The following is a 26,724-nucleotide window of genomic DNA, read 5'->3' as shown; positions in this document are numbered from 1 at the left end:
ACCTCCCGTTTTTCTTTTCACCCTATGTGATCAGGCGTAGCGCTGCCCAACCAGGGTGCTGGCCTGCACTGATGCCCGTCAACTCCCCGATGATGCAGGGGCGGTGGGAACGCTGACGTCGAAGTGCCGCGCGTGGGGCGCCGCTTTCATCAGTGCGGTGAGAGTACGGCCCTTGGCGGCGCCCTTCTCACTGCTGCCCCAGGCGACCGTACGGCCGTCCTTCAACTCCAGCGAGATGTCGTCGTAGGAACGGACCTTGACGCTGCGCGTGGTGCGGGCGACGGAGTCCGGTACGGCGCGGGCGACGCGCACCGCCTCGCGCACCAGCCGGTCCTCGCCGAAGCGGCGCAGGCCGGCGGCGGCGGAACCGGTTCGCGAGACGGTCAATTCCAGAGTGGGAACGCCTTTGGGAGCCCGAGAAACCGTAGCGAATCGGACACCTTCCTCGTCCACTTCGATGAACTTTCCGCCCTTTTGCACAAGAAGAACCGGAGTGCGCTCAGTCACTTTCAGCACGATTCCGTGGGGCCAGGAACGGTCCACATCTACCGTGTCAATTCGGGGCAATTTCCGGCTCACGCGCGACGCGATCGCGTCGGTGGCCACCGAAATCAGCGGCTCCCCGAGGGGCACGTCGGCGGCCTCGCGGACCTGCTCGGGCGTGAGGATCCGGGTGCCGGAGACGGACACCTTCTCCGCGCGCACCAGGTCCGATCCGTACAGCAGCCAGAAGGCGCCGCTGCCCGTGAAGGCCAGGGCGATGCCCAGGACGACGATCACACGAAGGTGCCGCCGCCCGAGACGCCGTACGGGCGGCGGGCCGGACGACTCCTGCCGGCGTTCACCGCGTGGCGCACGCTCTTCGGTCGTCGATCCGGCCACCGTTCCTGCCTTCCGTCATACGCGTCTAACGATGCGCACGGGCGGCGATCGCCTCGTACACCATGCCGACGAGCAGTTCGTCGGCGTCCCGGCGGCCGAACTCGGCGGCGGCGCGGGACATCTCGTACAGCCGGTGCGGGTCGGCCAGCACGGGCAGGACGTTCTGCTGCACCCACTGCGGGGTGAGGTCCGCGTCGTCGACCAGCAGACCGCCGCCGGCCTTGACCACCGGCTGGGCGTTGAGCCGCTGTTCGCCGTTGCCGATGGGCAGCGGGACATAGGCGGCCGGGAGCCCGACGGCGGAGAGTTCGGCGACGGTCATCGCGCCCGCGCGGCAGAGCATCATGTCGGCCGCGGCGTACGCGAGGTCCATCCGGTCCAGGTAACTTACCGGGATGTACGGGGGCATTCCCGGCATCTGGTGCACCTGCGGCAGTTCGTTCTTCGGACCGACCGCGTGCAGGATCTGGATGCCGGCCTGCTGCAGCCAGGGCGCGACCTGCTGGACCACCTCGTTGAGCCGGCGGGCGCCCTGCGAGCCGCCGGTGACCAGCAGCGTGGGCAGGTTGGGGTCGAGCCCGAACGCGGCGCGCGCCTCGGGCCGCATCGCGGCCCGGTCCAGGGTGGCGATGGAGCGGCGCAGCGGGATCCCGACGTAGCGCGCGTTGCGCAGCTTGCTGTCGGGTGTGGAGACGGCGACCTGGGCCGCGTACCGGGAGCCGATCTTGTTGGCGAGGCCGGGGCGGGCGTTGGCCTCGTGGACGACGATCGGCACCCCGAGGCGCTTGGCGGCGAGGTAACCGGGCAGGGCGACATAGCCGCCGAAACCGACCACGACGTCCGCCTTGGTGCGCTCCAGGATCTGCTCGGTGGCCTTGATGGTGCCGCGCAGCCGGCCCGGGACGGTGATCAGCTCGGGGGTGGGCTTGCGTGGCAGCGGTACGGCGGGGATCAGCGCCAGTTCGTACCCGCGCTCGGGTACGAGACGTGTCTCGAGGCCGCGCTCCGTGCCCAGGGCCGTGATGCCCACGGTCGGATCCTGCCTGCGCAGGGCGTCCGCGAGGGCGAGCGCGGGCTCGATATGGCCCGCGGTTCCTCCGCCGGCGAGTACGACATGCACCGAAATTCACCGCTCTCCGGACGTACGCGCCACCGTGGCGCGCCGTCGCATCGTGTTCCATCTCCGGGGCCGCTGAGAACCCCCGTTCCGCTTTCTACCAAAGCGGGGTTGCCGCATCGCAAGCGCCGCCCGCGCAGCGGGCTCGTCACGCGCGAAGGCGATCAGCAGCCCGATGGCGAACATGGTCGGCAGCAGGGCGGATCCCCCGTAGGAGAACAGCGGGAGCGGGACACCGGCGATCGGCAGCAGACCGAGCACCGCACCGATGTTGATCACGGCCTGGGCCGTGATCCAGGTGGTCACGCCTCCCGCGGCATACCTCACGAAGGGGTCCTCCGTGCGTCCGGCCACGCGGATACCCGCATAGCCTAGAGCCGCGAAGAGAGCGAGCACCGACAGCGTCCCCGCGAGGCCCAGTTCCTCACCAGTGACGGCGAAGATGAAGTCGGTGTGGGCTTCCGGGAGTTGGCCCCATTTCTCCACACTCGCACCGAGTCCGGAACCGAAGATTCCGCCGGAGGCGAGGGCGTAGATCCCGTGCACCGCCTGCCAGCAGTCCACCGGCCCCGACTGGGGTTCGGTGGCACCGAGACAGGCGAGCCGGGCCATGCGGTTGGGGCTGGTGCGGATCAGCAAGGCGCCGAGCAGGGCGGCGACGGACAGCACGCCGACGAACAGCCGCGTGGGCGCTCCGGCCAGCCACAGCAGGCCGAACAGGATCGCCGTGACGATGATCGCGGTGCCCATGTCGCCGCCGAGCATGATCAGCCCGAGCAGCATGAAGGCGGCCGGCACCAGCGGCACCAGCATGTGCTTCCACTGGGTCAGCAGCCGCTTGTCCTGTTTGCGGGCGAGCAGATCGGCCCCCCACAGCACGAGGGCGAGTTTGCCGAACTCGCTGGGCTGGATCTGGAACGAGCCGCCGAGGGCGATCCAGTTCTGGTTGCCGTTGACCGCGACTCCTATCCCCGGCACCTGCACCAGGGCCATCAGGGCGACGGCGCCCGCGAGGATGGGGTAGGCCAGCGCCCGGTGCAGCCTGACCGGCATCCGGGAGGCCACCAGCAGCAGTACGGCGCCGATCACGGCGGCCAGCAGCTGTTTGCGGAAGAAGTACGAGCCGGGCAGCGACATCTGCAGCGCGGTGATCTGGGAGGCCGAGTAGACCATCACCAGACCGAGCACGGTGATCAGCGCGCTGCCGCCGAGGATCAGGTAGTACGCGGTCAGCGGCCGGTCCCAGGCCCGGCGCAGCCGGGTGACCAGGCCGAGGGCCGGGTTCTCGCGCGGGGCGCGCACTCCGGTGGGCCTGCGCGCGGCCCGCTGCACGGGCGGACGGCCGGTACGGCTACTGGACATCATGACCTCCGCGGTACGCCGGGCGTCGCGACGCCGCGGAGATCCGTCAGCAGCCCCCTAGGTCCCACGCGTCCCTCCCAAGGTCGCCCGGCGCAGGCGGGCCGGGTCAGGCGCCGAGTTCACGCACCGCCTGTGCGAACGCCTCACCGCGCCGGTTGTAGTTGGCGAACATGTCCATCGAGGCGCAGGCCGGGGCCAGCAGGACCGTGTCGCCGGGCCGTGCGAGCCGCTGCGCCTCCTGGACAGCCTGGAGCATCGCCCCAGTGTCGGTCCGCTCGAGGTCCACGACGGGTACTTCCGGCGCGTGTCGCGCGAGGGCTTCGCGGATCAGCGCGCGATCGGCGCCGATCAGGACGGCACCGCGAAGCCGCTTCGCCGACTTGGCGACCAGCTCGTCGAAGGTCGCCCCCTTCGCCAGACCGCCCGCAATCCATACGATCTTCTCGTATGCCGCCAACGAGGCTTCCGCGGCGTGGGTGTTGGTGGCCTTGGAGTCGTCGACGTAGGCGACACCGTCCACGTCGGCGACGTGCGCGATGCGGTGGGCGTCCGGCGTGAAGGCCCGCAGCCCGTCGCGCACCGCCGTGGCGGGCACCCCGAAGGCACGCGCGAGGGCCGCCGCGGCAAGGGCGTTGGCGATGTTGTGCGGGGCGGGCGGGTTGACGTCGGAGACCTGGGCGAGCTCCTGGGCGTTCTTCTGCCGGTTCTCGACGAAGGCACGGTCGACCAGGAGGTCGTCCACGACGCCGAGTTGGGAGGGTCCGGGGGTGCCGAGGGTGAAGCCGATGGCGCGGCAGCCCTCCTCGACGTCGGCCTCGCGCACCAGGTCCTCGGTGGCCTTGTCGGCGACGTTGTAGACGCAGGCGACCCGATTGCCCTCGTAGATACGGCCCTTGTCGCGTGCGTACGCCTCCATCGAGCCGTGCCAGTCGAGGTGGTCCGGGGCCAGGTTGAGCACGGCGGCGGAGTGGGCGCGCAGCGAGGGCGCCCAGTGGAGCTGGTAGCTGGACAGCTCCACGGCGAGCACGTCGTACTTCTCCTCGCCGAGTACCGCGTCGAGCAGGGAGACGCCGATGTTGCCGACGGCGGCGGTGCGCAGGCCGGCCGCCTTCAGGATGGAGGCGAGCATCTGGACCGTGGTGGTCTTGCCGTTGGTGCCGGTGACCGCCAGCCAGGGGGCGGGTTCTCTGCCGTCCCGCCCGCGCAGCCGCCAGGCCAGCTCGACGTCGCCCCAGACGGGGACGCCGGCCTGCTCTGCGGCGGCGAACAGCGGCTTGTCCGGCTTCCAGCCGGGGGCGGTGACGATCAGCTCGGTGCCGTCGGGGAGCGTGTCGCCGTCACCCAGGCGCACGGTGACGCCGAGCGCCTCGAGCTCGGCGGCCTGCTCACGCGCGCGTGCGTCGTCGCCGTCGTTGACGACGGTGACCTTCGCGCCGAGGCCGTGCAGCACCTTGGCCGCCGGGACGCCGGAGACGCCGAGCCCGGCGACGGTGATGTGCTTGCCCTGGAATTCCCCAGGCACCGAGGAGGTCACTTTTCCGCTGCCCATCCCGCGTAGAAGAGGCCCAGTCCGACAATCACACAGATGCCCTGGATGATCCAGAAGCGGACCACCACAAGGACTTCGGACCAGCCCTTGAGTTCGAAGTGATGCTGGAGCGGCGCCATCCGGAAGACCCGCTTCCCGGTGAGCCGGAAGGAGCCGACCTGGATGACCACCGACATGGTGATGAGGACGAACAGACCGCCCAGGATGGCGAGCAGCAGCTCGGTGCGCGAGCAGATCGCGAGGCCCGCGAGCACACCGCCGAGCGCCAGCGAACCGGTGTCCCCCATGAAGATCTTGGCCGGTGAGGTGTTCCACCACAGGAAGCCCAGGCAGGCGCCCATCAGCGCGGAGGAGACCACGGCGAGGTCGAGCGGGTCGCGCACCTCGAAGCAGGCGTTGGGGTTGGTGAGGGTCTCGCCGTTGGCGCAGGACTCCTGGAACTGCCAGACGCCGATGAAGGTGTAGGCGCCGAAGACGAGGACCGAGGCGCCGGTGGCGAGACCGTCCAGACCGTCGGTGAGGTTCACGCCGTTCGACATCGCGAGGATCATGAACAGCGCCCAGACGACGAACAGCACCGGGCCGATCGTCCAGCCGAAGTCCGTGATGAACGACAGCTTCGTGGAGGCGGGGGTCTGTCCGCGGGCGTCCGCGAACTGCAGGGAGAGCACGGCGAAGGCGATACCGACGATCAGCTGTCCGGCCATCTTCGCCTTGGCGCGCAGACCCAGCGAACGCCGCTTGACGATCTTGATGTAGTCGTCCAGGAAGCCGACCATGCCCATGCCGACCATCAGGCCGAGCACCAGCAGACCCGAGTAGGTCGGGGTGTAGCCGGTGATCACCTTGGACAGGAAGTAGGCGGCGACCGTCGCCAGGATGAAGGCGATACCGCCCATGGTCGGCGTACCGCGCTTGCTGGCGTGCTCACGCGGTCCGTCGTCGCGGATGTACTGGCCGTAGCCCTTGCGGGCCAGGAGTTTGATCAGCAGGGGGGTGCCGATCAGCGTCAGGAAGAGGCCAATGACTCCTGCGAACAGGATCTGCTTCATCATCGGGCGGCGACCTCACCCTCGGCACCGGTCTCGAGCAGCGCCTGCGCCACACTCTCGAGCCCGACCGAACGGGACGCCTTCACGAGTACGACGTCCCCCGGGCGCAGCTCGCTGCGCAACAGGTCGATCGCCGCCTGTGCGTCGGACACGTGCACCGACTCCTCACCCCACGAACCCTCGTTATATGCGCCCAGTTGCAGCCAGGCGGCTTCCCTGCCCCCGACCGCGACGAGCTTGCTGACGTTGAGCCGGACGGCGAGCCGTCCGACCGCGTCGTGCTCGGCGAGCGCCTCGTCCCCGAGCTCGGCCATCTTGCCGAGCACCGCCCACGTCCTGCGCCCTTTGCCCATGGCCACCAGCGCACGCAGTGCGGCCTTCATGGACTCGGGGTTCGCGTTGTAGGCGTCGTTGACGACCGTCACGCCGTCCGGGCGCTCGGTGACCTCCATCCGCCAGCGGGAGAGGGAGCCCGCCTCGGAGAGCGCGAGGGCGATCTCGTCTGCGGACATGCCCAACTCGTGGGCGACGGCGGCCGCGGCGAGCGCGTTCGACACGTGGTGCTCACCGTACAGGCGCATGGTCACATCGCTTGCACCGGAGGGTGTGTGAAGCCTGAAGGAGGGCTGTCCGGTGTCCGTGAGTCGCACGTTCTCGGCCCGAACGTCCGCTTCGTCGGACTCCCCGAAGAGGAGGACCTTCGCCTTCGTACGGGAGGCCATGGCCCGTACGTAGGGGTCGTCCGCGTTGAGGATCGCCGTGCCGCCGTCCTCGGCGGACGGCAGCGCCTCCACGAGTTCCCCCTTGGCCTGGGCGATCTGCTCGCGGCCGCCGAACTCGCCGATGTGCGCGGAGCCGACGTTGAGGACCAGGCCGATCCTCGGCGGGGTCAGTCCGGTGAGGTACCGGATGTGGCCGATGCCGCGGGCGCCCATCTCCAGGACGAGGTACCTGGTCTCCGCGGTGGCGGTGAGCGCGGTGAGCGGCAGACCGATCTCGTTGTTGAGCGAGCCGGGGGTGAAGACGGTCGGCGCCTTGCGCTGGAGCACCTGGGCGATGAGGTCCTTGGTGCTGGTCTTGCCGGCCGAGCCGGTGAGCGCGACGAGCGTGGCGCCGAGTCGCTCGACGACGTGCCGGGCGAGCGCGCCGAGGGCGGACTGCACGTCGTCCACCACGATCGCGGGCACGCCCACCGGGCGGGAGGCGAGCACGGCGACCGCGCCCGCCTCGACGACCGCGGCCGCGAAGTCGTGGCCGTCGACGCGCTCGCCGACGAAGGCGACGAAGAGGCTGCCCGGACCCGCCTCCCGCGAGTCCCGGACGACCGGTCCGGTGACCTGGACCGACGGATCCGGTATGTCGTGCGTCTGCCCGCCGACGACTTCTGCGATCTCGGCGAGGGAGAGGGCGATCACAAGTTCATCCCTGGGTCTTCTGGATTGCTTCGCGAAGCACCTGGCGGTCGTCGAAGGGACGCACCACCCCGGCGATGTCCTGCCCCTGCTCGTGGCCCTTGCCGGCGACCAGCACCGTGTCGCCGGGCCGGGCCCGGGCGACGGCGGCCGCGATCGCGGCGGCCCGGTCCTCGAAGACCTGCACCTCTCCGCGCTCGTGGGCGGGCACGGAGGCCGCGCCCTGGAGCATGGTGGCGAGGATCGCGAGGGGGTCCTCGGAGCGGGGGTTGTCGGAGGTCAGTACGGCGGTGTCGGCGAGCCGGGCCGCGGCGGCACCCATCGGCCCGCGCTTGCTCCGGTCCCGGTCCCCGCCGCAGCCGAGCACCACGTGCACCTTGCCCTCGGTGACCTTGCGCAGGGCACGGAGCACCGATTCCACGGCGTCGGTCTTGTGGGCGTAGTCGACGACCGCGAGATACGGCTGGCCGGCGTCCACCCGTTCGAGGCGGCCGGGCACGCCGGGGACGGCGGCGACACCGTCGGCGGCGGACTGCGGGTCGAGTCCCGCCGCGGCGAGGGCGACGATCGCGGCGAGGGTGTTGGCCACGTTGAACGGGCCCGGCAGCGGCGAGCGGGCGGAGATCCGCTCGCCCTTGGGGCCGACGACGGTGAACGTCGAGTCCATCGGGCCGACCTCGACGTCCTCGGCGCGCCAGTCGGCGTCCGGGTGGCCCTCGGCGGAGAAGGTGACGACGGGGACCGTGGCCTCCTTGGCGAGGCGGCGCCCGTACTCGTCGTCGACGTTGATCACGCCGAGCCGGCTGCGTTTCGGGGTGAACAGCTGTGCCTTGGCCCGGAAGTAGTCCTCCATGTCGGAGTGGAACTCCATGTGTTCCGGGCTGAGGTTGGTGAAGACGCCGATGTCGAAGACGCAGCCGTCCACCCGGCCGAGGACCAGGGCGTGGCTGGAGACCTCCATGGCCACCGCGTCGGTGCCGCGTTCCCGCATGACGGCGAACAGGGCCTGGAGGTCGGTGGCCTCGGGGGTGGTGCGCTCGGACTTGATGCGCTCGTCGCCGATGCGCATCTCGACGGTGCCGATCAGTCCCGTGCTGCGGACGGTCTTCAGACCGCCCTCGACGAGGTAGGCGGTGGTGGTCTTGCCGGAGGTGCCGGTGATGCCGATCTGGAGCAGGTCGCGGCCCGGGTGACCGTAGATGGTGGCGGCCAGCTCGCCCATCCGTCCGCGCGGGTCGTCGACGACCAGCACCGGCAGCCCGGTCGCGGCGGCGCGTTCGGCGCCCGACGGGTCGGTCAGCACGGCGACCGCGCCCAGACCGGCGGCCTGGGTGACGAAGTCGGCGCCGTGCGCGCGGGCGCCCGGCAGGGCGGCGTACAGGTCGCCGGGGCGGACGGCACGCGAGTCATGGGTGATGCCCGTGACCTCGGCGGTCTGCTCCGGCGCGGCGGCACCCAGTTGGCCGGCGAGTTCCGCGAGGGGTGTGGCGGAGACCCGTTCCGGCCGGGGCGGTCCCGGATATGTCACGGGGTGGCCCTTCTGGGTGGTTTGGGACTGATCAGCGTGTGGCACGGCGGTGAGCGTACCCGGCGCACCGGGGTCGGAGCGAAGTGAGGGGTGGGGGGAGCTGGTGGAGTTCTGGTTGCCGGGATCGGGCGAGATCGTCGTCACGAGGTGGTTCCTGGGTGGTTCCGTCGGTCAGGGCTTGAAGGTGACCGGGTAGTTCGCGGGCTTCGCCCCGGTCGGGGGGACCTGCAGGGTCTTCAGGGCGAACTCCATGACCTGCTTGTAGACCGGTCCGCAGATCTGGCCGCCGAAGTAGCTTCCCTCGGTGGCGTTCTGGATGACGCAGTAGACGGTGACCCGGGGCTTGTCGGCGGGGGCGAACCCGGCGAAGGACGAGGTGTAGCCGCGGTACTTGCCGGTGGCCGGATCCACGCGGTTCGCCGTACCCGTCTTGCCCGCCACCCGGTAGCCGGGGATGCGTGCCTTGGTGCCGGTGCCCTCCTCGTCGTCCACCACCGACTCCAGCATCCGGGCGAGCGTCTTCGCCGTCTTCTCGCTGATCACCCGCTTCTTCTCGGGCTTCGGGGCGGGGGTGAAGTTTCCGTCGGGGCCCTTGGTGCCGCGCACGAGGCTGGGTTCGATCCGTACGCCGCCGTTGGCGATGGTCGAGTAGACGGAGGCGGCCTGCATGGCGTTGATCGACACGCCCTGGCCGAAAGGAATCGTGTACTGCTGCGAGGTCGACCACTGGTCGGGCGGAGCGAGGATGCCCTTGGTCTCACCGGGGAAGCCCAGCCCGGTGTGGCTGCCGAGGCCGAACTTGCGCAGGTAGTCGTAGAGCACCTTGTTGGCGGCGGACTGGGTCTTGCCGAGCTGGCCGGTGGCCAGGATGGTGCCGATGTTGCTGGACTTGGCCAGGACCCCGTTGAGGGTCAGGTACCAGGTCGGGTGGTCGACGTCGTCCTTGAAGAGGCGGTCGCCGCGGTGCAGCCGGTTGGGCACCACGACGTGGGTCAGGGGGGAGGCGGCGTTCTCCTGGAGGACGGCCGCCATCGACAGGACCTTGGCGGTGGAGCCGGGTTCGTAGGCGTCCTGGAGGGCCGCGTTGCCGAGCGCCGTCGGATCGGCCTCGGACAGGTTGTTGGGGTCGAAGCCGGGCGCGTTGGCCATGGCGAGGACCTCGCCGGTGGCCGTGTCCTGCACGATGACGTAGCCGCGGTCCGCCTGGGACTTCTCCACCTGCTTGGTGATGGCGTTCTGCGCGGCCCACTGGATGTCGCGGTCGATGGTGAGCTCGACGTCGCTGCCGGGCACGGCCGGTGTCTCGGTGGAGCCGGCGGTCGGCACCAGACGGCCGCCCGACTGGGCGTAGCGGATCTTGCCGTCCTTGCCGGTGAGCTGCTTGTCCAGCTGGAGCTCGACGCCGCCGCCGCCCTTGCCGGAGGCGTTGACCCAGCCCAGTATCCCGGCGGCCAGCTCATTGTTGGGATACACCCGCTTGCTGGTGGGCACGGAGAAGACGCCGGAGAGGACGTTGACCGCCGACTTGTCGCTCTCCGCCTTCTTGGCCAGGGCGGACTTCAGGTCCTTGATCTGCTTCCAGACCTGCGGGGTCTGACGGCCGGCCAGCTTGACGTAGCGCAGGGCCTTGTTCTCCGGGCGCAGCTTGGCGACCAGTTTCTCCTGGCTCTGTCCGAGGATCGGGGCCAGGAGGGCGGCGGCCTGCTCCGGGCCGTCGCCGATCTTCATCTGCTCCGGGGTGAACATCGTGGGGTCGGCGGTGATGTCGTAGGCGTCCACGCTGGTCGCGAGGGCCACGCCGTTGCGGTCGGTGATCTCCCCGCGCTCGGCGGCCAGCACCTGACCGACGTAGCGGTTCTGCGCCGCCTTGGCGGCATAGGTGCTCGCGTCGACGGCCTGCACCTGGAACAGACGGACGACGAAGGCGATCAGGACGAGGGTCAGCGCCAGGCCGACCAGGCGCAGCCGGGGGCGCGGGCTGCCCAGCCGGATGGTCCGCGGGGCCGGGCGGGGCGGTCCCGGGCGGCGGGCGGGGCGGGCGCCGGGTGCGGGGCGGCGGGCGCCCGGGCGGGCGGGCCTGGCGGGTCCGGGCACGCGGCGGCGCGGCGCTTCCCTGTCGGACACTTCCGTCACCTGCCGGGGTTCGATGAGGGGGCGGGGGTGGAGGGGGCGGCCGGGACCGTCGCGGTGGCCAGCGCCTCGGGGGGCAGGACCAGGGGCGCGGGGGCGCCCGAGGCGGGCTCGGGGACGCCCTTGACCTTGCCGTCGGGGCTGAGGAAGGCGGGGTCGCCGCCGGGCACCATGCCCAGCTCGCGGGCGCGGCGCTGGAGGGCGTCGGGAGCGGAGTAGGCGTCGATGTCCCGTTGCAGGGACTGTTCCTCGTCGGTGAGGTTCTTCGTCTCGCGCTGGAGGTCGTCGAGCTGGAAGGCGCCCTCGCTGAGCGCGGAGTTCAGCACCAGGAGCCCGATGAGGCCGCCGCCGAGGAGCAGGACGACGAGGAGGACGAACGGGGTGCGGGCCGCCTGGGCACGTCCGGTGGGGATGAGCCGCGCGAGGCGGGCCGCCCTCCCCTTCAGTTCGGGTTTGCTACTCACTCACGCTCCCCTGAGTCGTCACACACGCTCCGCCGAGTCCGCCCGCCTGGCCCTCAGTCGTCGACGTCCTCCCTGATGCGCTGGGCGCCGCGCAGCCGCGCGGGCGCCGCCCGCCGGTTCTCGGCGATCTCCTCCTCGGTGGGAAGTTCGGCACCGCGTGTGAGCAGCTTGAGCCGGGGCTGGTAGCGCTCGGGGACGACGGGCAGCCCGGGCGGTGCGGTGGTGGCGGCGCCCGCGGCGAACACCTGCTTGACCAGCCGGTCCTCCAGGGAGTGGTACGACAGCACGGCGATCCGTCCGTCGACCGCGAGGGCCTTCACGGCGGCCGGGACGGCCCGCTCGAGCACGGCGAGTTCCCCGTTGACCTCGATCCTGAGGGCCTGGAAGGTGCGCTTGGCCGGGTTGCCGCCGGTGCGCTTGGCGGCCTGCGGCAGCGCGTCGCGGATCAGCTCGACCAGGCGGGCGCTGGTGGTGAACGGCTCCTTCTCGCGTTCGCGGACGATGGCGGCCACGATGCGTTTGGCCTGCTTCTCCTCGCCGTAGGCGCGCAGGATGCGGACGAGTTCGCCCGGCGGGTAGGTGTTGAGGACCTCGGCGGCGCTGACGCCGGTCGTCTGGTCCATGCGCATGTCGAGGGGGGCGTCCTGGGCGTAGGCGAAGCCGCGGTCGGCCTCGTCGAGCTGCATGGAGGAGACACCGAGGTCGAACAGGACGCCCTGCACGCGTGCGATGCCGAGCCTGTCGAGCACCTCGGGGAGCTCGTCGTAGACGGCGTGCACGAGGGTGGCGCGGTCGCCGTAGGGGGCCAGCCGCTCGCCGGACAGGCGCAGCGCCTCCTTGTCGCGGTCCAGGGCGACGAGCCGGACCTCGGGGAACCGCTTCAGCAGGGCCTCGCTGTGCCCGCCGAGGCCGAGGGTGCAGTCGACGACGACCGCTCCGGGCCGCTCCAGTGCGGGCGCCAGCAGATCCAGGCACCGCTGGAGCATCACCGGGACGTGTCGACTCTGGCTCAAGGGGCCCTCTCAGGTCGGGCGCCGCGTGACGCACCGCCGGGTCCCCGCCCCTGCCCGGTGAAGGGGGCGGCCTGCCGGCGCCTTCAAGCGTCAGCCGACCGGGAGCGGGAGGTGGCCGAGCCGTACGTACGCGCCGCGCACGCGGGGGGATCTCCGGGCGTGGCCCGGGGCTCCGGGGAATTCCAGTCCAGCGGGGTAAGTCTCGCGGAGAGTCTCGCCTCCCGCTTCGCGTCACTTTAGTCCACCGGGTGGCCCGGTCAATCAACCGGCCTGCGCGTCGCGGCCCTGGACACGGGGCAACCCGGCGGCGGCGGAATCACCCGTACGAGCGGGCTCACACCACCCCTGTGGGTTCTCTCACACCACGGTCCGATGACGTTCTTTGTCCCGGCTTTGTCCCGACTTCACAGCGCGCCGGGATCAGGGGTGACCAGTAACGTCATGAGTATGACGACTTCTGCATCGGTTCCCGCCGAATCCCCGAGCGCGACCGCCGGCGGTGGCTCGGTCACCGACCGCCTGGTCGAAGCCAACCGGAAGTACGCCGCCGCCTTCACCGACCCGGGGATGGACGCCCGGCCCGTCCTGCAGGTCGCGGTGGTGGCCTGCATGGACGCCCGGCTCGACCTGCACGCCGCCCTCGGTCTCGAGCTCGGTGACTGCCACACCATCCGCAACGCGGGCGGTGTCGTCACCGACGACGTGATCCGCTCGCTGACCATCAGCCAGCGGGCGCTGGGCACCCGCAGCGTGGTCCTCATCCATCACACCGGCTGCGGTCTGGAGTCCCTCACCGAGGAGTTCCGGCACGACCTGGAGATGGAGGTGGGCCAGCGTCCCGCCTGGGCCGTGGAGGCGTTCCGCGACGTCGACCAGGACGTGCGGCAGTCCATGCAGCGGGTGCGGACCTCGCCGTTCCTGCTGCACACGGACGACGTGCGTGGTTTTGTGTTCGACGTGAAGACCGGTCTGCTGCGCGAGATCGACCCCGCCTGACCTGCCCGCCCGCCCCGAGCACGATCCGATTCCCCGGTTTCACAAACGTCGTAAGATCCGACATATCGCCGCCAGTTGTCCACAGGCGAGTGACACGAATCGGTAACGGCAGCAAGAATGCGGGGGTGGTGTCACGCGGCGCGGTTCGCGCGTGGTGCCCGTGATTCGGGGTGGGCCGGTCCGCACGGCAAGGCGTCGGCCCGGGAAATTTGGGGTCCTCCGCTCCCAGGGAGCGCGGGGAAAGGCCGAGGAGGGCCGGGTGACGACCTATGACGATCGAGCGAGCCTCACTGATCTGACCGCCGTGGTCGAGCGCGTGCGGGGTTCGGTGGAGGGCGTGATCGAGGGCAAGCCCGAGGTCGTACGGCTCTCGCTGACCGTACTGCTCGCCGAGGGACATCTGCTCATCGAGGATGTCCCGGGTGTCGGCAAGACGATGCTGGCGAAGGCGCTGGCGCGGTCCATCGACTGCTCGGTGCGGCGGATCCAGTTCACCCCGGACCTGCTGCCCTCGGACATCACCGGTGTGTCCATCTGGGACCAGCAGCGCCGGGACTTCGAGTTCAAGCCGGGTGCCATCTTCGCGCAGGTGGTGATCGGCGACGAGATCAACCGCGCGTCGCCGAAGACGCAGTCCGCGCTCCTGGAGTCCATGGAGGAGCGCCAGGTCACCATCGACGGCAAGACCTACGAGCTGCCCAGCCCCTTCATGGTGGTGGCCACGCAGAACCCGGTCGAGATGGAGGGCACCTATCCGCTGCCGGAGGCCCAGCGCGACCGTTTCATGGCCCGCGTCTCGGTCGGCTACCCGAGCGCGGAGGCCGAGCTGCAGATGCTGGACGTGCACGGCGGCGTCTCGCCCTTGGAGGACCTCCAGCCGGTGGCGCACGCGCACGAGATCCTGAAGCTGATCGAGGCGGTGCGCGGCGTCCACGTGGCCGAGCCGGTGCGCCGGTACGCGGTGGAGCTGGTCGCGGCCACCCGCACGCACCCCGACCTCAGACTCGGCGCCTCGCCGCGCGCCACGCTGCATCTGCTGCGCGCGGCGAAGGCGTCCGCCGCCCTGAGCGGCCGGGAGTACGCCCTGCCGGACGACATCCAGGCGCTCGCCGTGGCCGTGCTGGCCCACCGGCTGCTGCCCACCGCCCAGGCCCAGCTCAACCGCCGCACGGCCGAGCAGGTGGTCCATGACATCCTGCAGCGCACCCCGGTGCCCGCGGCCGCCCCGCAGCAGACCGGCTTCGGCCTGGGCCACAGCGGCCCGGCGTACGGCCAGCAGCCGCCGCGGAGGCTGTGATGACCACCGCGGGCGCGGTCCACGCCGAGGGCGCCGACGGCGACAAGGGCGGACTGCGCACGGCACTGGCCGGGCTGACCACCCGCGGGCGCTCGTTCCTGGCCGCCGGTGTGGCCGCCGCGATCTGCGCCTATGTCCTCGGCCAGAGCGATCTGCTGCGGGTCGGCCTGCTGCTCGCGGTGCTGCCGCTGGTGTGCGCGGGGGTGCTCTACCGCACCCGCTACCGGGTCGCCGGCAGCCGCCGGCTCTCCCCCGCCAGGGTGCCCGCGGGCAGTGAGGCCCGGGTCCATCTGCGGATGGAGAACATATCCCGGCTGCCCACGGGCCTGCTGATGCTCCAGGACCGGGTGCCGTACGTGCTCGGCCCGCGCCCGCGGTTCGTGCTGGACCGGGTGGAGGCGGGCGGGCGCCGCGAGGTGTCCTACCGGGTCCGCTCCGATCTGCGCGGCCGGTATCCGCTGGGCCCGCTGCAGCTGCGCCTGTCGGATCCGTTCGGGATGTGCGAGCTGACCCGGTCCTTCTCCACGTACGACACCCTCACGGTGATCCCGCGTGTGGAGCCGCTGCCGCCGGTGCGGCTGAGCGGTGAGGCGAAGGGCTACGGGGACGGGCGGCAGCGTGCGCTGGCGCTGGCCGGTGAGGACGACGTGATCCCGCGCGGCTACCGCTACGGCGACGATCTGCGCCGGGTGCACTGGCGCTCCACCGCGCGCTACGGCGAGCTGATGGTGCGCCGCGAGGAGCAGCCGCAGCGGGCCCGCTGCACGGTGCTGCTGGACACCCGCGCCATCGCCTACCGGGGCGCAGGCCCGGACTCCGCGTTCGAGTGGGCGGTGTCGGGCGCGGCCTCCGTGCTGGTGCACATGCTGGAGCGGGGCTTCTCGGTGCGGCTGCTGACCGACACCGGCAATGTGGTGCCGGGCGAGGGCTCCGACGGGTTCGCGGGCGCGAGCCAGGAGTCGGCGGACGCGGCCGGGCTGATGATGGACACCCTCGCCGTCGTGGACCACTCCGACGGAGCGGGCCTGTCCCGCGCGTACGACGTGCTGCGCGGGGGCAACGAGGGGCTGCTGGTGGCGTTCCTCGGCGATCTCGACGAGGAACAGGCCGCGGTGCTCGCGCGGATGCGGCAGCGCAGCGGGGGCGCCCTGGCCTTCCTGCTGGACAGCGGGGCGTGGATGCGGGAACCGGCCGACGGGTCCGGCGCGTTGGACAGGAGCGGGCATCGGCTGCGGCTGCTGCGCGAGGCGGGCTGGACGGCTCTGGCGGTGCCGCGGGGCGCGTCGCTGAACGAGCTGTGGCGTCAGGCCGAGCGGGAGCGTTCGGGCCTGGCCGCGGCGAGCGGTGGGGAGGGACCGTGATGAGCGGGCGGGTACGGCTGACGCTGGCCGCGTGGGTGGCCACGCTGCTGGCGGCGAGCGCCCTGCTGCCGCTGGTCAAGCCGGCCACGTGGATCGTGCAGGCGGGGTTCCTGCTGGCCGTGCAGGCGGGCGTGGGTGCGGCGGCCCGGCGGGGGCCGCTGGCGCGCCCGCTGACGGTGGCGGCGCAGGCGCTGGTCACCCTGGTGCTGCTGACCGTGGTGTTCGCCCGTGAGCATGCCCTCGCCGGTGTGCTGCCCGGCCCGGACGCGATCCGTTTCCTCGCCGACCTGCTGGAGCAGGGCGGGAACGACGTGAGCCGGTATGCGATACCGGCCCCGCTGTCCGACGGCATCCGGCTGATGCTGATCGGCGGTGTGCTGGTGATCGGGCTGCTGGTGGACACCCTCGCGGTGACCTTCCGCAGCGCGGCGCCGGCGGGGCTTCCGCTGCTCGCGCTGTACTCGGTGGCGGCCGGGCTGTCCGACGGCGGCAGCGACTGGCTGTGGTTCCTGCTGGCGGCGGCCGGCTATCTGATGCTGCTGCTGGCCGAGGGACGCGACCGGCTCTCCCAGTGGGGGCGGGTCTTCGGCGGGGCGGCGCGCGGTCCGGGCGAGCCGGCCGGGCCGACCGCTCCGGTGCGCACCGGCCGGAGGATCGGCGTGCTGGCGCTGGGCATCGCCCTGGTGGTGCCGCTCGGCCTGCCCGCGATGAACGGCGGCCTGCTGGACCCCGCGGGCACCGGCGTCGGTTCGGGCACCGGCGGGGGCGGCACCATCTCCGCGGTGAACCCGCTGGTGTCGCTGCGCGACTCGCTGAACGTGGACGAGGACCGCCAGGTGATGTCGGTGCGCACCGAGATGGAGAACGTCTCGGACCTGTACCTGCGCATCGTCTCCCTGGACGACTTCGACGGCACCACGTGGAAGCCGTCCAAGCGGTCGATCACCACCGTGCCCGACGGAGATTTCCCGACCCCGACGGGCCTCGGCCCGGACGTCACGCGCAAGGAGTTCGGCACGACCATCTCGACCGCCGAGTGGTACGGCCAGGACTGGCTGCCGATGCCGTACCCGCCGAGCGGCGTGGACATCCGGGGGAACTGGCGCTACGAACCGGTCGGCATGACGCTGGTCGGCGACCACGGCCAGAACACCCGCGGCCTGACCTACGAGGTCCGCGGCCTCGACGTCCGGCCCACCCCGGAGCAGCTGGCCGACGCCCCGGCGCCGCCGACCGCCCTGAGGCGCGAGTACACCGAGCTGCCGGACTCGCTGCCCGAGGTGGTGTCCCGGACCGCCCGCCAGGTCACCGAAGGGGCGCAGAGCCCCTACGACCAGGCGGTCAAGCTGCAGGACTACTTCGCGGTGACCGGCGGCTTCGAGTACGACACCGAGGTGGACGTCGGCAGCGGCTCGCGGGCGATAGCCCGCTTCCTGCGGGACAAGCAGGGCTTCTGTGTGCACTTCTCCTTCGCCATGGCGTCGATGGCCCGCTCCCTGGGCATCCCGGCCAGGGTGGCGGTGGGCTTCGCGCCCGGCACCCCGCAGGCGGACGGCACGGTGTCGGTGGGGCTGCGGGACGCGCACGCCTGGCCCGAGCTGTACTTCGAGGGTGCGGGCTGGACGCGCTTCGAGCCGACCCCGACCCGTGGCTCCATCCCGTCCTACACGGTGCCGGACACCTCCGACAGCGTGCTGCCCGACCCGGCCCAGCCGTCCCAGGAGGCGTCCTCGGCACCGTCGGCCGCCCCCTCGGAGAGCGAGAGCTGCACGATCGAGCAGAAGAAGCTGGACGGCGGCTGCGCCAGTGAGTCGGCGCAGGCGGCGCTGCCCAGCGGTGGTGACGGGCCGAAGTGGTACGCGCTGCTGGGGTGGGCGCTGGCCGGTCTCGCCGTGCTGGTGCTGCCCCTGGCGCCGATGCTGTGGCGGTTGCGGACGCGTGGGGTGCGCCTGGGTGCGCACGGCCGCTCGGAGGCGGACGCGGCGCCGCACGTCCTGGCCGTCTGGGACGAGCTGACCGACACGGCGTGGGACTTCGGCATCTCGCCGGACGAGTCGCTGACCCCGCGCAAGGCCGCCGCCCGGATCGTGCGGCTGGGCCGCCTCGAGGAGGCCGCCGCGGCCTCGGTGCACCGGGTGGCCGATGCGGTGGAGCAGGTCCTGTACGCCCCGCGGCCCCGTCCGGTGGCCGGCCTGACGGAGGACGCACGCCGGGTGACCGCCGGACTGCGGTCCGCGGTCGGCCGGGGCGCGCGCCTGCGGGCCGTCTTCGCCCCGCGCTCCACGGTGCGGGTGACCTGGGCGGTCTCGGAGTGGTGGTCCGGCGTCCGGGGGCGGGCGCTGGCGCTGCGGCCGACGTGGCGCAGGCCGTCGCGGCAGCAGAGCTGAGGGGGCAGCGGCAGTGCCCAGGAGGCGGCGGCAGAGCTGAGACGTCGGCGGCACGGAGTGCATACGTCAGGGGGTGACCACCTTCGCGGTGGTCACCCCCTGATCCATGTCTTCAGCTGGGTGAGAGCCGTGTGAGCTAGTGGCCGCCCTGTTCGTCGCGGCGGCGCTGCCAGCGCTCCTCGATGCGGTCCATCATCGAGCGCCGCTGCCTGCCCTGACGGCCTGCCTGCGGGGAACCTGTGGCACCGGCGGCCTGCTGTTCTCCAGGCTTGGGCGCCTTGCGCCAGCCGGTCACGGCGAGGACCGCGCAGCCCAGCATGACGAGGAATCCCACCACACTGAGCCAGACCTGCTGGGCGACCATACCGGCCATGAGGAGCGCAATACCTACGAGGAAGCCCGCGACCGCCTGGTAGACCCGCCGCCGGGTGTACGTACGCAGCCCGCTTCCCTCAAGCGCCGACGCGAACTTGGGATCTTCGGCGTACAGCGCTCGCTCCATTTGCTCGAGCATGCGCTGCTCGTGCTCCGAGAGCGGCACGGAGTCCTCCTCATCGTGCAGTCGCCGGGGCGACCCGGGGGGTCCCTTCAGGATAGGCAGGGAATCGCCCCCGTGAAACCCGCCCCTCTGCGCCAATTGGCCAACCGGAGCCGCCATGGACGTCCCGGCTCGCTGAGGTTCACATTCCCCTGCGACCGGCCCGTCATGCCGGACGGTCTCCCTCGATCATACGGCGCCAAGCCGCCATTCGGGGGGCCTGTGGCGCACTCCATGGGCAGCGGGGGCAGCCGGGAGGGGCGCTGATCAGCGGCGGGCCACAGAAGTCCGCTCAGGCCTCCGTGGCCTCACCGGCCTCGGCCGCCTCACCGAGCACGTGGAGCTGGGTGGCGACCGAGTGGAAGGCGGCCAGCTCGGCGGCCGCGGCCTCGAGCTTCAGCAGGGCGTCCAGGGCGCCGGGCTCGGTGTCCACGAGTACGCCGGGGACGAGGTCGGCGAAGACCCGTACGCCGTGGACGGCCCCGACCCGCAGGCCCGCGCCCTCGACGAGGGCGGTGAGCTGCTCGGCGGTGAAGCGGCGCGGCACGGGGTCACCCGTGCCCCATCGGCCGTTCGGGTCGGCGAGCGCCTGCCGGGCCTCGGTGAAGTGACCGGCGAGCGCGCGGGCGAGGACGGCGCCGCCGAGCCCGGCGGCGAGCAGGCTGAGGACGCCCCCGGGGCGCAGGGCGGCGACCGCGTTGCGCACGCCCTCGGCGGGGTCGTCGACGTACTCCAGGACGCCGTGGCACAGCACGATGTCGTAGCCGCCGCGCTCGGCCACGTCGAGCAGGCCGTGTGCGTCGCCCTGGACGCCCTGGACGCGGTCAGCGACGTCGGCCTCGGCGGCGCGGCGCTCGAGGGCGAACAGTGCGTTGGGGCTGGGGTCGACCACGGTGACCCGGTGGCCGAGGCGGGCGAGGGGCACGGCGAAGTTGCCGCTGCCGCCTCCGGTGTCGAGGACGTCCAGCGCCTGCCGTCCCGTCGCCTTGACCCGGCGTTCCAGGGCGTCCTGGAGGACCTCCCAGACCACGGCGGTACGGAGGGCGGCGCGGGGGCGCAGGTCCGACACGGCAGTTGACTCCTCGGCGCGGCACCGCCTCGTTGACGGCGGAGCGATCGGGCTGCCTCCCCGGCCCCGGAACCGGGACACGGCGAAGGCTTCAGGTGCCTCCCACCCTATTGCCTGCCGGGTGGTACCCGGTCACTGGCCGGGGCGCCGGCATCCCTCAGCCGTTGCGCTCAGCCGGCGCCCCTCAGCCGGCGTCCGGCATCTCCCGGTCACGGGGTGGGACACCGGGTGCCGTCTCGTCGCTCGCCGGACCGTCCGTGTCCGGGCGGGGCTGGGGCAGGACGGGCTGGAGGACGAGCATCCGCTCGACCAGGCGCAGGAACATCGCGACGTCCCGTATCAGGTCGTCGGCGTCCCGGCTGCTCGCCGCGCCCTGGATGCCCGCCTCCGCCCGGGCGCGGCGCCGGGCCCCGGAGGCGAACAGCGCGCTCCACTCGGTGAGTTCGGGTGCGATCTCGGGGAGCACTTCCCAGGCGCTCCTGATCTTGGACCGTGCTCGGGGCGAGGTCTCCGGCCGGCCGCGCGCCGCGAGCACGGCCGCGGCGGTGCGCAGGGCGGCGAGGTGGGCCGTCGCGTAGCGCTCGTTGGGCGTTTCGAGGACGGTGGCCTCGTCGAGTCCGGCACGGGCCTGGGCGAGCAGGTCGAGGGCGGCGGGCGGGGCCGCGGCGCGGCGGAGCACGGGGTGGACGTCGCTCGCCGGGCCGGTCAGTGAGGGGGCAGGGCCGGTGGCGCGGCGCCGACGGGCGGCGGCTGCGGACGAGTGGGCCATGACGAACCTCCTGTCGTCTTCGTGACGGCACGCCCTGCTACGAGGTGCCGTATGCCCCCATCGTGAGGTATGGCACTGACAATCCGTTCTGACCTGCGGTTTTGCTTCGATCGACAGTTCGGGCTAACTTTTGCACTGACCAGTCAGTTCAAAAGTGGGGCCTCCTCGGGGCTCCTGAAGAGGGGGACGCATGGGGGGCGTTGTGGACGGTCCGCCCGGACTCGCCGTCTCGGCCCGGGACTTCGGGCTCGCGGGACCGCGGGGCTGGGCGTTCCGTGGCATCACCGTCGAGGCGGAGCCCGGCTCGCTGATCGCGGTCGAGGGGCCGTCCGGTTCGGGCCGCACCTGTCTGCTGCTGGCGCTCACCGGGCGGATGAAGCCGACGGAGGGGTCGGCCGCGGTCGGCGGGTTCGACCTGCCGAAGCGCATGGGCGCCGTGCGCCGGGTCAGTGCGCTCGCGCACGTCAGCGGCGTGACCGACCTCGACCCGGCCCTGACCGTCGGCGAGCACCTGCGCGAACGGGCGCTGCTGCAGCGCCGCTTCACCTCGCTGCGCGGGTTGCTGCGCCCGCGCGGCGAGCGCGCGGCCGAGACGCGGCGCGACATCGAGGCAGCGCTCACCGCCGCGGGGCTGGACGTCGAGGCACTGCCCAAGGGGACGCGGACCGCCGTACGGGATCTGGAGCGGCTGGAGGCGCTGCGGCTGTCGCTGGCGCTGGCCCTGATCGGGCGTCCGCGGCTGCTCGGCGTGGACGACGTGGGCCTGAAGCTGTCGTCGGCCGAACGGGCCGCGGCCTGGGACCAGCTGCGGTCGATCGCCGCGACCGGCACGACCGTGGTCGCGGTGTGCACCGAGGCTCCCGAGGACACGGTGATCGTGCAGACGGGGACCGAGAACGCCGAGAGCCCGGACACGGCCGCCGACCGCGAGAAGGGCACCGACACGACGGCCGGGAGCACCGACAGCACCGAGAACACCGACACGGCGGCCAACAGCACCGACAGCTCCGAGAGCTCCGGCACGGCGGCCGGCCGCGACGACGACGGGAAGGAGGCGGCCGATGCGCTCGCCGAAACTGGCCGCTCTTGAGCTCCGGCGCTTCGGCAGGGGCAAGCTGCCGCGCGCCGCGCTGGTCGCGCTGCTGGTGCTGCCCCTGCTCTACGGCGCGCTGTATCTGTGGTCGTTCTGGGACCCGTACGACCGTCTCGACCGCATCCCCGTGGCGCTCGTCAACGACGACAAGGGGGCCACGGCGGACGGGAAGAGGATCACCGCGGGCGACGACATCACCGAGGGGCTGCGCGACAGCGACACCTTCGACTGGCGCGAGGTGAGCGCCGAGGAGGCGCGCAGGGGCGTCGAGGACGGGACCTACTACCTGTCGCTGACCATGCCGCGCGACTTCAGCAGCCGTATCGCCTCCAGCTCGGGCGACTCCCCCGAGACCGGCGCGCTCCAGGTGCGCACGAACGACGCCAACAACTACATCGTCGGGCAGATCTCCCGGACGGTGTTCGCCGAGGTCCGCCAGGCCGCGTCCACGAAGACCTCGCGCTCCTTCCTGGACAAGATCTTCGTCTCGTTCTCCGACATCCACGGGGAGACCGTGAAGGCGGCCGAGGGGGCCGACAAGCTCAAGGGCGGCATCGGCAAGGCGGAGAAGGGCTCGAAGAAGCTCGCCGACGAACTGGGCACCGCGAAGAAGGGCAGCGCCAAGCTCGCCAAGGGCCTCAAGGACCTGCACAAGGGCGCCGGTTCGCTCAAGGACGGCTCCAAGAAGGTCGCGGACGGCACGCAGACGCTCGCCGACAAGGTGAACGCGGTCGACGCCGAGGTGGGCCCGTTCCTGAAGGACAACGAGAAGACCATCGGCGACACGGCCCGTTTCGTCGCCGACGCCTCCGGCAAGCTCCGCGACGACCTCGACGCCCTGGAGAAGCGGGCCCCGGCGGCCGCCAAGGGCGCCCGCGAGGCGTCCGGGACGATGGACGAGGTGTACGAGGAGCGCTGCGAGGACGCCGCCCTGCCCGATCCCGCCTGCGCCGACCTGAAGAAGGCCAAGGACGCCGTGGCCGCCGCGGCGACCGCCGCCGAGGATGCGAGTGCGCTGGTCACCGACCACCGTGACGACCTGAAGAAGCTCGACACGCACCTCGGCACCCTCGAGAAGCAGGCCGACGCGCTCGCCGGCCGCGCACCGCATCTGTCGGAGGACCTCGACGACGCCGTCACCCGGATCAACCAGCTGAACGACGGCGCCGGAAAGGTCGCCGCCGGCCTGAAGAAGCTCCACTCCGGAATCGGCACGGCCAAGACCGGCGCCACCGACCTGGACGAGGGCGTCGGCGACCTGCGGACCGGTGCCGCGGATCTCAACGGCGGCATCTACAAGCTGGTCGACGGCTCCGGAGAGCTCGCCGGCGGGCTGCACGACGGCGCCGAGCAGATCCCCGACTACGACAAGCACGACCGCGACCGGCGCACCGAGGTGATGGCCGACCCGGTCCAGCTGGTCACCCGCGATCTGCACAAGGCGCCCAACTACGGCACCGGTTTCGCCCCGTACTTCATCCCGCTGTCGCTGTGGGTGGGCGCGATGGTGGCGTACATGGTGATCGCGCCGATGAACCGGCGGGCACTGACCGCGGGCGCCTCGGCCTGGCGGATCGCGCTGGCGGGCTGGCTGCCGGTGGTGGCGATCGGGGTGCTGCAGACGGTGGCCCTGATGTCGGTGCTGCACTGGGCGATCGGGCTGCAGATGGCCAGGGCGGCCGGGACGGTGGGCTTCCTGTTCCTGGTGACGGCGTGCTTCGCGGCGATCGTGCAGTGGCTGAACGCGCGCTTCGGAGCGGCCGGACGCATCCTCGTCCTGGCGCTGCTGATGCTCCAGCTGACCTCGGCGGGCGGCACGTACCCCGTGCAGACCAGCCCCGGCTTCTTCAACGCGCTGCATCCCTTCCTGCCGATGACCTATGTGGTGGAGGCGCTCAGGAGGCTGATCACGGGCGGTGGTCTCGGACCGGTGTGGCAGGCGAGCGCCGTGTTGACGGCGTTCACCCTGGGCGCGCTGGCGCTGACCGCGCTGTCGGCCCGGCGCCGTCAGGTGTGGACGCTCGACCGGCTGCACCCGGAGCTGACCCTGTGAGCCGGCGGGCGGCCGGGCCCGTACGCGGGCGGACAGGAGGTGCTGTGACAATCAGGACCATGGAAAGCAGCAGCACCACGCCGGGCGGCAGTGCCCGCCGCGAGGCCACCCGGCAGAAGCTCTACGAGGCGGCCGTCACCCTCATCGCCGAGCAGGGCTTCTCCGCCACCACGGTGGACGAGATCGCCGAGCGGGCGGGCGTGGCGAAGGGCACGGTCTACTACAACTTCGCGAGCAAGTCGGTCCTCTTCGAGGAGCTGCTGCGGCACGGCGTGGGCCTGCTGACCGCCTCCCTCAAGGAGGCGGCGGAGAGGACGGCCGGTGAGGGCGGGAGCAAGGTCGACGCGCTGGACGCGATGATCCGCGCGGGGCTGGTCTTCATCGACCGCTATCCGGCCTTCACCCAGCTGTACGTGGCGGAGCTGTGGCGCACCAACCGGGCCTGGCAGTCCACGCTGATGGTGGTGCGGCAGCAGGCCGTGGCCGTCGTCGAGGGCGTACTGCGCGAGGGGGTGGCGGGCGGCGAGTTCAGCGAGGAGATCGACGTACAGCTGACGGCCGCCGCGCTGGTCGGCATGGTGCTGGTGGCGGCCCTGGACTGGAAGTCCTTCCAGCCGGAGCGTTCCCTGGACGACGTGCACGCGGCGCTGTCCCGGCTGCTGCAGGGCCGGGTGAGCGGCAGCCGCTGAACCGGGCGGACGAGCAGGAGAGACGGGGCAGGAAGCACGAGCAGGAGAAGAGTGAAGGCGCCGGCCCGGCGTGGCCGCGTCCCCCACGGGCCACCGTCGGACCGGCGCCTTCCTTGCTCCCCCGTACGTCCCCCCGCAGGACCCCCGTTCTCGGTCGTCCCCCGGTTTCCCCCGTGCCTCGCTCCCGCCGGCGCCAGCCGGCGGAAGGAGCGGATCGCGGGCCGGGCCGTTCCGGCGCCCCGTGTCGCCGGTTCCGGGTCCCGGGCCCCCTCTCCGTGGTCTCCACTCTGTCGTCCGCGCAGGTCGGAGCCCATCCGCGCGCGTACTCATCTCGCCGCCTAGGTACGGATACTCACGGCTGCGCACGCGCGCCCACGACGCTGTGTCGCCGGCTGGTCACCAGCGCATGGGCGCCGGTACTCGGGTCCGGCCTGTCAGTGGCGGCGGATAAAGTCCCTGGCATGGCACGGATTGCGGTGATCGGCGCCGGGATGGGCGCGATGGCGGCCGCTGCCCGGCTGGCCGTCGCGGGCCACCGGGTGGTGGTGTACGAGCGGACGGACACGTACGGCGGTGCGGTGCGCCGGCTGGAGCGGGACGGGTTCGCCTTCGACACGGGACCCGGCCTGTTCACCCTGCCCGCGGTCTACCGCGATCTGTTCCTGAAGACCGGCAGAGAGCCGCTGGAGGAGTGCGTCGAGCTGGTCCAGGTCGACCCGTCCTCGCACCACGTGTTCGCGGACGGTACGCGCGTGTCGTTGCCGGACTCCTCCCGCGCGGGTGTCGTCGCGGCCCTGGACGAGGCGCTCGGGGCCCGGGCCGGGCAGCGCTGGGGCGACTTCCTGGTCCGCGCCCGCGAGGCGTGGGACCGTGCGCGCCGCCCGCTGCTGGAGGAGCCCCTGTGGCCGAACTGGCAGGTGCTGGCCGAGCGTGAGCCCTACCCGGCGGTCCCGCACAAGAAGCTGCTGCGCACGCGCGTGGCGGGCACCCTCGCCGAGGTCGGCGCGTGGGAGCTGCGCGAGCCCCGGCTGATCGCGCTGCTGGAGAGCCATGCGCTCGCCCACGGCCTGGATCCCCGTGAGACCCCGGCGAGCGCGGCGGTCCTGCCGTACATGGAGCACGCGTTCGGCACGTGGTACGTGCGCGGCGGCATGCGGGAGCTGGCGCGGGCGGTGTACGAGCGGTGCGTGGCCCGGAAGGTCGAGTTCGTCTTCGGTGCCGAGGTCGCGGCGGTGCTGGAGAAGGACGGCCGGGCGTCCGGCGTGGAGCTGGCCGACGGCACGGTGGCCGAGGCGGACTTCGTGGTGGCCGGGGTGGCACCCGGGGCGCTGGACCGGCTGAACCGGGGGACGCGGGTGCGCGGTGACGGCGAGGTGCCGCCGCAGCGGGCGGCGGCGAGCCGGCTGACCGTGCTGCTGGCGCTGCGCGGAGGGCGTCCGGAGGGGACCGCGCACCGCACGGTGGTGCACGCGGAAGACCGGGACGCCGAGCTCGACGCGCTGTCCGGCTCCGCTGCCCGCCGGCCCGCCCGTCCCACGGTCACGGTGCTGCGGCCGGACGATCCGGCGCTGGTGCCGGACACCGGGCACGAGTCGGTGACGCTGACGTCGGTGGTCCCGGCGGCAGGTGAGGCCCCGGCCGCGTACGCGGAGCAGCTGATCACCGTCGCCGAGCGCGCGATACCCGGCCTGCGGGACCGTCTGCTGTGGCACCAGGTGCGCACCCCCGCCGACATCGCGCGAGAGACGGGTGCCGAGGGCGGAGCCGTGCCGCCGCCGGCCTTGGCAGCGGCGGGCGGGCGCGGGCTGCATCCCGCCAACAGCACGCGGACGCCGGGGCTGTTCACGGTCGGCGGCTGGTCCCACCCCGGAGGTGGGCTGCCGCATGCCGGGATGTCGGGGGCGCTGGTCGCCGGGCTGATCGTGGAGGGGCCGGACTTCCGCGGGTCGCAGTGAGCACCGCC

21 protein-coding genes are annotated in these 26,724 nt (G+C 72.2%); 8 read left to right on the top strand and 13 right to left on the bottom strand.

The window, feature by feature from the left end; translation table 11 throughout:
* Positions 1-78: 78 nt before the first annotated feature.
* From AB0412_RS02815 to rsmH, 10 genes are all read right to left on the bottom strand, one after another.
* Entirely contained in the window at positions 79-882 is an 804-nt protein-coding gene (locus tag AB0412_RS02815) for an FtsQ-type POTRA domain-containing protein (RefSeq protein WP_366400633.1), read from the bottom strand.
* A 25-nt stretch (positions 883-907) separates the two neighbouring features.
* The gene (murG, locus tag AB0412_RS02810; RefSeq protein WP_260827697.1) at positions 908-2,002 is read right to left on the bottom strand and encodes an undecaprenyldiphospho-muramoylpentapeptide beta-N-acetylglucosaminyltransferase; all 1,095 of its coding nucleotides are present in this window, start codon (positions 2,000-2,002) and stop codon (positions 908-910) included.
* A 6-nt stretch (positions 2,003-2,008) separates the two neighbouring features.
* A complete protein-coding gene (ftsW, locus tag AB0412_RS02805; protein ID WP_366400812.1) occupies positions 2,009-3,361 on the bottom strand; it encodes a putative lipid II flippase FtsW in 1,353 nt (450 codons plus the stop codon).
* 106 nt (positions 3,362-3,467) lie between these two features.
* Entirely contained in the window at positions 3,468-4,883 is a 1,416-nt protein-coding gene (gene murD / locus AB0412_RS02800) for a UDP-N-acetylmuramoyl-L-alanine--D-glutamate ligase (RefSeq protein WP_366400632.1), read from the bottom strand.
* An 8-nt stretch (positions 4,884-4,891) separates the two neighbouring features.
* Entirely contained in the window at positions 4,892-5,962 is a 1,071-nt protein-coding gene (gene mraY, locus AB0412_RS02795; RefSeq protein ID WP_343999720.1) for a phospho-N-acetylmuramoyl-pentapeptide-transferase, read from the bottom strand.
* Entirely contained in the window at positions 5,962-7,377 is a 1,416-nt protein-coding gene (gene murF, locus AB0412_RS02790) for a UDP-N-acetylmuramoyl-tripeptide--D-alanyl-D-alanine ligase (RefSeq protein ID WP_366400631.1), read from the bottom strand. The genes mraY and murF overlap by 1 nt, the downstream gene beginning before the upstream one ends.
* A gap of 4 nt (positions 7,378-7,381) precedes the next feature.
* Entirely contained in the window at positions 7,382-9,046 is a 1,665-nt protein-coding gene (locus AB0412_RS02785; protein WP_366400630.1) for a UDP-N-acetylmuramoyl-L-alanyl-D-glutamate--2,6-diaminopimelate ligase, read from the bottom strand.
* 27 nt (positions 9,047-9,073) lie between these two features.
* Positions 9,074-11,026, bottom strand: coding sequence for a penicillin-binding protein 2 (locus tag AB0412_RS02780; protein WP_366400629.1), 1,953 nt, complete (start codon positions 11,024-11,026; stop codon positions 9,074-9,076).
* A 5-nt stretch (positions 11,027-11,031) separates the two neighbouring features.
* A complete protein-coding gene (locus tag AB0412_RS02775) occupies positions 11,032-11,496 on the bottom strand; it encodes a septum formation initiator family protein (RefSeq protein WP_366400628.1) in 465 nt (154 codons plus the stop codon).
* Positions 11,497-11,549: 53 nt separating this feature from the next.
* A complete protein-coding gene (rsmH, locus tag AB0412_RS02770; protein ID WP_366400627.1) occupies positions 11,550-12,509 on the bottom strand; it encodes a 16S rRNA (cytosine(1402)-N(4))-methyltransferase RsmH in 960 nt (319 codons plus the stop codon).
* 447 nt (positions 12,510-12,956) lie between these two features.
* Between rsmH and AB0412_RS02765 the strand changes: the two genes are divergently transcribed.
* The 4 genes from AB0412_RS02765 to AB0412_RS02750 all read left to right on the top strand — a co-directional run bounded on the left by AB0412_RS02765 (position 12,957) and on the right by AB0412_RS02750 (position 18,550).
* Positions 12,957-13,505, top strand: coding sequence for a carbonic anhydrase (locus AB0412_RS02765; protein WP_366400626.1), 549 nt, complete (start codon positions 12,957-12,959; stop codon positions 13,503-13,505).
* Positions 13,506-13,764: 259 nt separating this feature from the next.
* Positions 13,765-14,802, top strand: coding sequence for a MoxR family ATPase (locus AB0412_RS02760; protein WP_366400625.1), 1,038 nt, complete (start codon positions 13,765-13,767; stop codon positions 14,800-14,802).
* The gene (locus AB0412_RS02755) at positions 14,802-16,163 is read left to right on the top strand and encodes a DUF58 domain-containing protein (protein WP_366400624.1); all 1,362 of its coding nucleotides are present in this window, start codon (positions 14,802-14,804) and stop codon (positions 16,161-16,163) included. Before AB0412_RS02760 ends, AB0412_RS02755 begins: the two co-directional genes overlap by 1 nt.
* Positions 16,163-18,550, top strand: a complete 2,388-nt coding sequence (locus tag AB0412_RS02750; RefSeq protein ID WP_366400623.1) for a DUF3488 and transglutaminase-like domain-containing protein — start codon at positions 16,163-16,165, stop codon at positions 18,548-18,550. The genes AB0412_RS02755 and AB0412_RS02750 overlap by 1 nt, the downstream gene beginning before the upstream one ends.
* 136 nt (positions 18,551-18,686) lie before the next feature.
* Here the strand turns inward: AB0412_RS02750 and AB0412_RS02745 are convergent, their stop codons facing one another.
* From AB0412_RS02745 to AB0412_RS02735, 3 genes are all read right to left on the bottom strand, one after another.
* A complete protein-coding gene (locus tag AB0412_RS02745; RefSeq protein WP_260827972.1) occupies positions 18,687-19,091 on the bottom strand; it encodes a DUF3040 domain-containing protein in 405 nt (134 codons plus the stop codon).
* Positions 19,092-19,380: 289 nt separating this feature from the next.
* The gene (locus tag AB0412_RS02740; protein ID WP_366400622.1) at positions 19,381-20,157 is read right to left on the bottom strand and encodes a methyltransferase; all 777 of its coding nucleotides are present in this window, start codon (positions 20,155-20,157) and stop codon (positions 19,381-19,383) included.
* A gap of 184 nt (positions 20,158-20,341) precedes the next feature.
* Positions 20,342-20,926: an SAV_6107 family HEPN domain-containing protein gene (locus tag AB0412_RS02735; RefSeq protein WP_366400621.1), complete on the bottom strand. Its 585-nt coding sequence runs from the start codon at positions 20,924-20,926 to the stop codon at positions 20,342-20,344.
* Positions 20,927-21,116: 190 nt separating this feature from the next.
* Between AB0412_RS02735 and AB0412_RS02730 the strand changes: the two genes are divergently transcribed.
* The 4 genes from AB0412_RS02730 to AB0412_RS02715 all read left to right on the top strand — a co-directional run bounded on the left by AB0412_RS02730 (position 21,117) and on the right by AB0412_RS02715 (position 26,716).
* Complete coding sequence (locus tag AB0412_RS02730; RefSeq protein ID WP_366400620.1) at positions 21,117-22,016, top strand: ATP-binding cassette domain-containing protein; 900 nt, start codon at positions 21,117-21,119, stop codon at positions 22,014-22,016.
* On the top strand, positions 21,988-24,072 hold the full coding sequence (locus AB0412_RS02725) for a YhgE/Pip domain-containing protein (protein ID WP_366400619.1): 2,085 nt from the start codon (positions 21,988-21,990) through the stop codon (positions 24,070-24,072). The genes AB0412_RS02730 and AB0412_RS02725 overlap by 29 nt, the downstream gene beginning before the upstream one ends.
* A 59-nt stretch (positions 24,073-24,131) precedes the next feature.
* Positions 24,132-24,761 (top strand): TetR/AcrR family transcriptional regulator, encoded by a 630-nt coding sequence (locus tag AB0412_RS02720; protein ID WP_366400618.1) that lies wholly within the window; start codon positions 24,132-24,134, stop codon positions 24,759-24,761.
* A 461-nt stretch (positions 24,762-25,222) separates the two neighbouring features.
* Entirely contained in the window at positions 25,223-26,716 is a 1,494-nt protein-coding gene (locus tag AB0412_RS02715) for an NAD(P)/FAD-dependent oxidoreductase (protein ID WP_366400617.1), read from the top strand.
* Positions 26,717-26,724 lie beyond the last annotated feature (8 nt).

Origin of the sequence: Streptomyces sp. NPDC052012, from assembly GCF_040689265.1 — a bacterium.
In the GTDB taxonomy this organism is placed as follows: domain Bacteria; phylum Actinomycetota; class Actinomycetes; order Streptomycetales; family Streptomycetaceae; genus Streptomyces.
The sequence above is the reverse complement of the archived record's forward strand: the minus strand, read 5'-3'. Positions and strand labels throughout refer to the sequence as shown.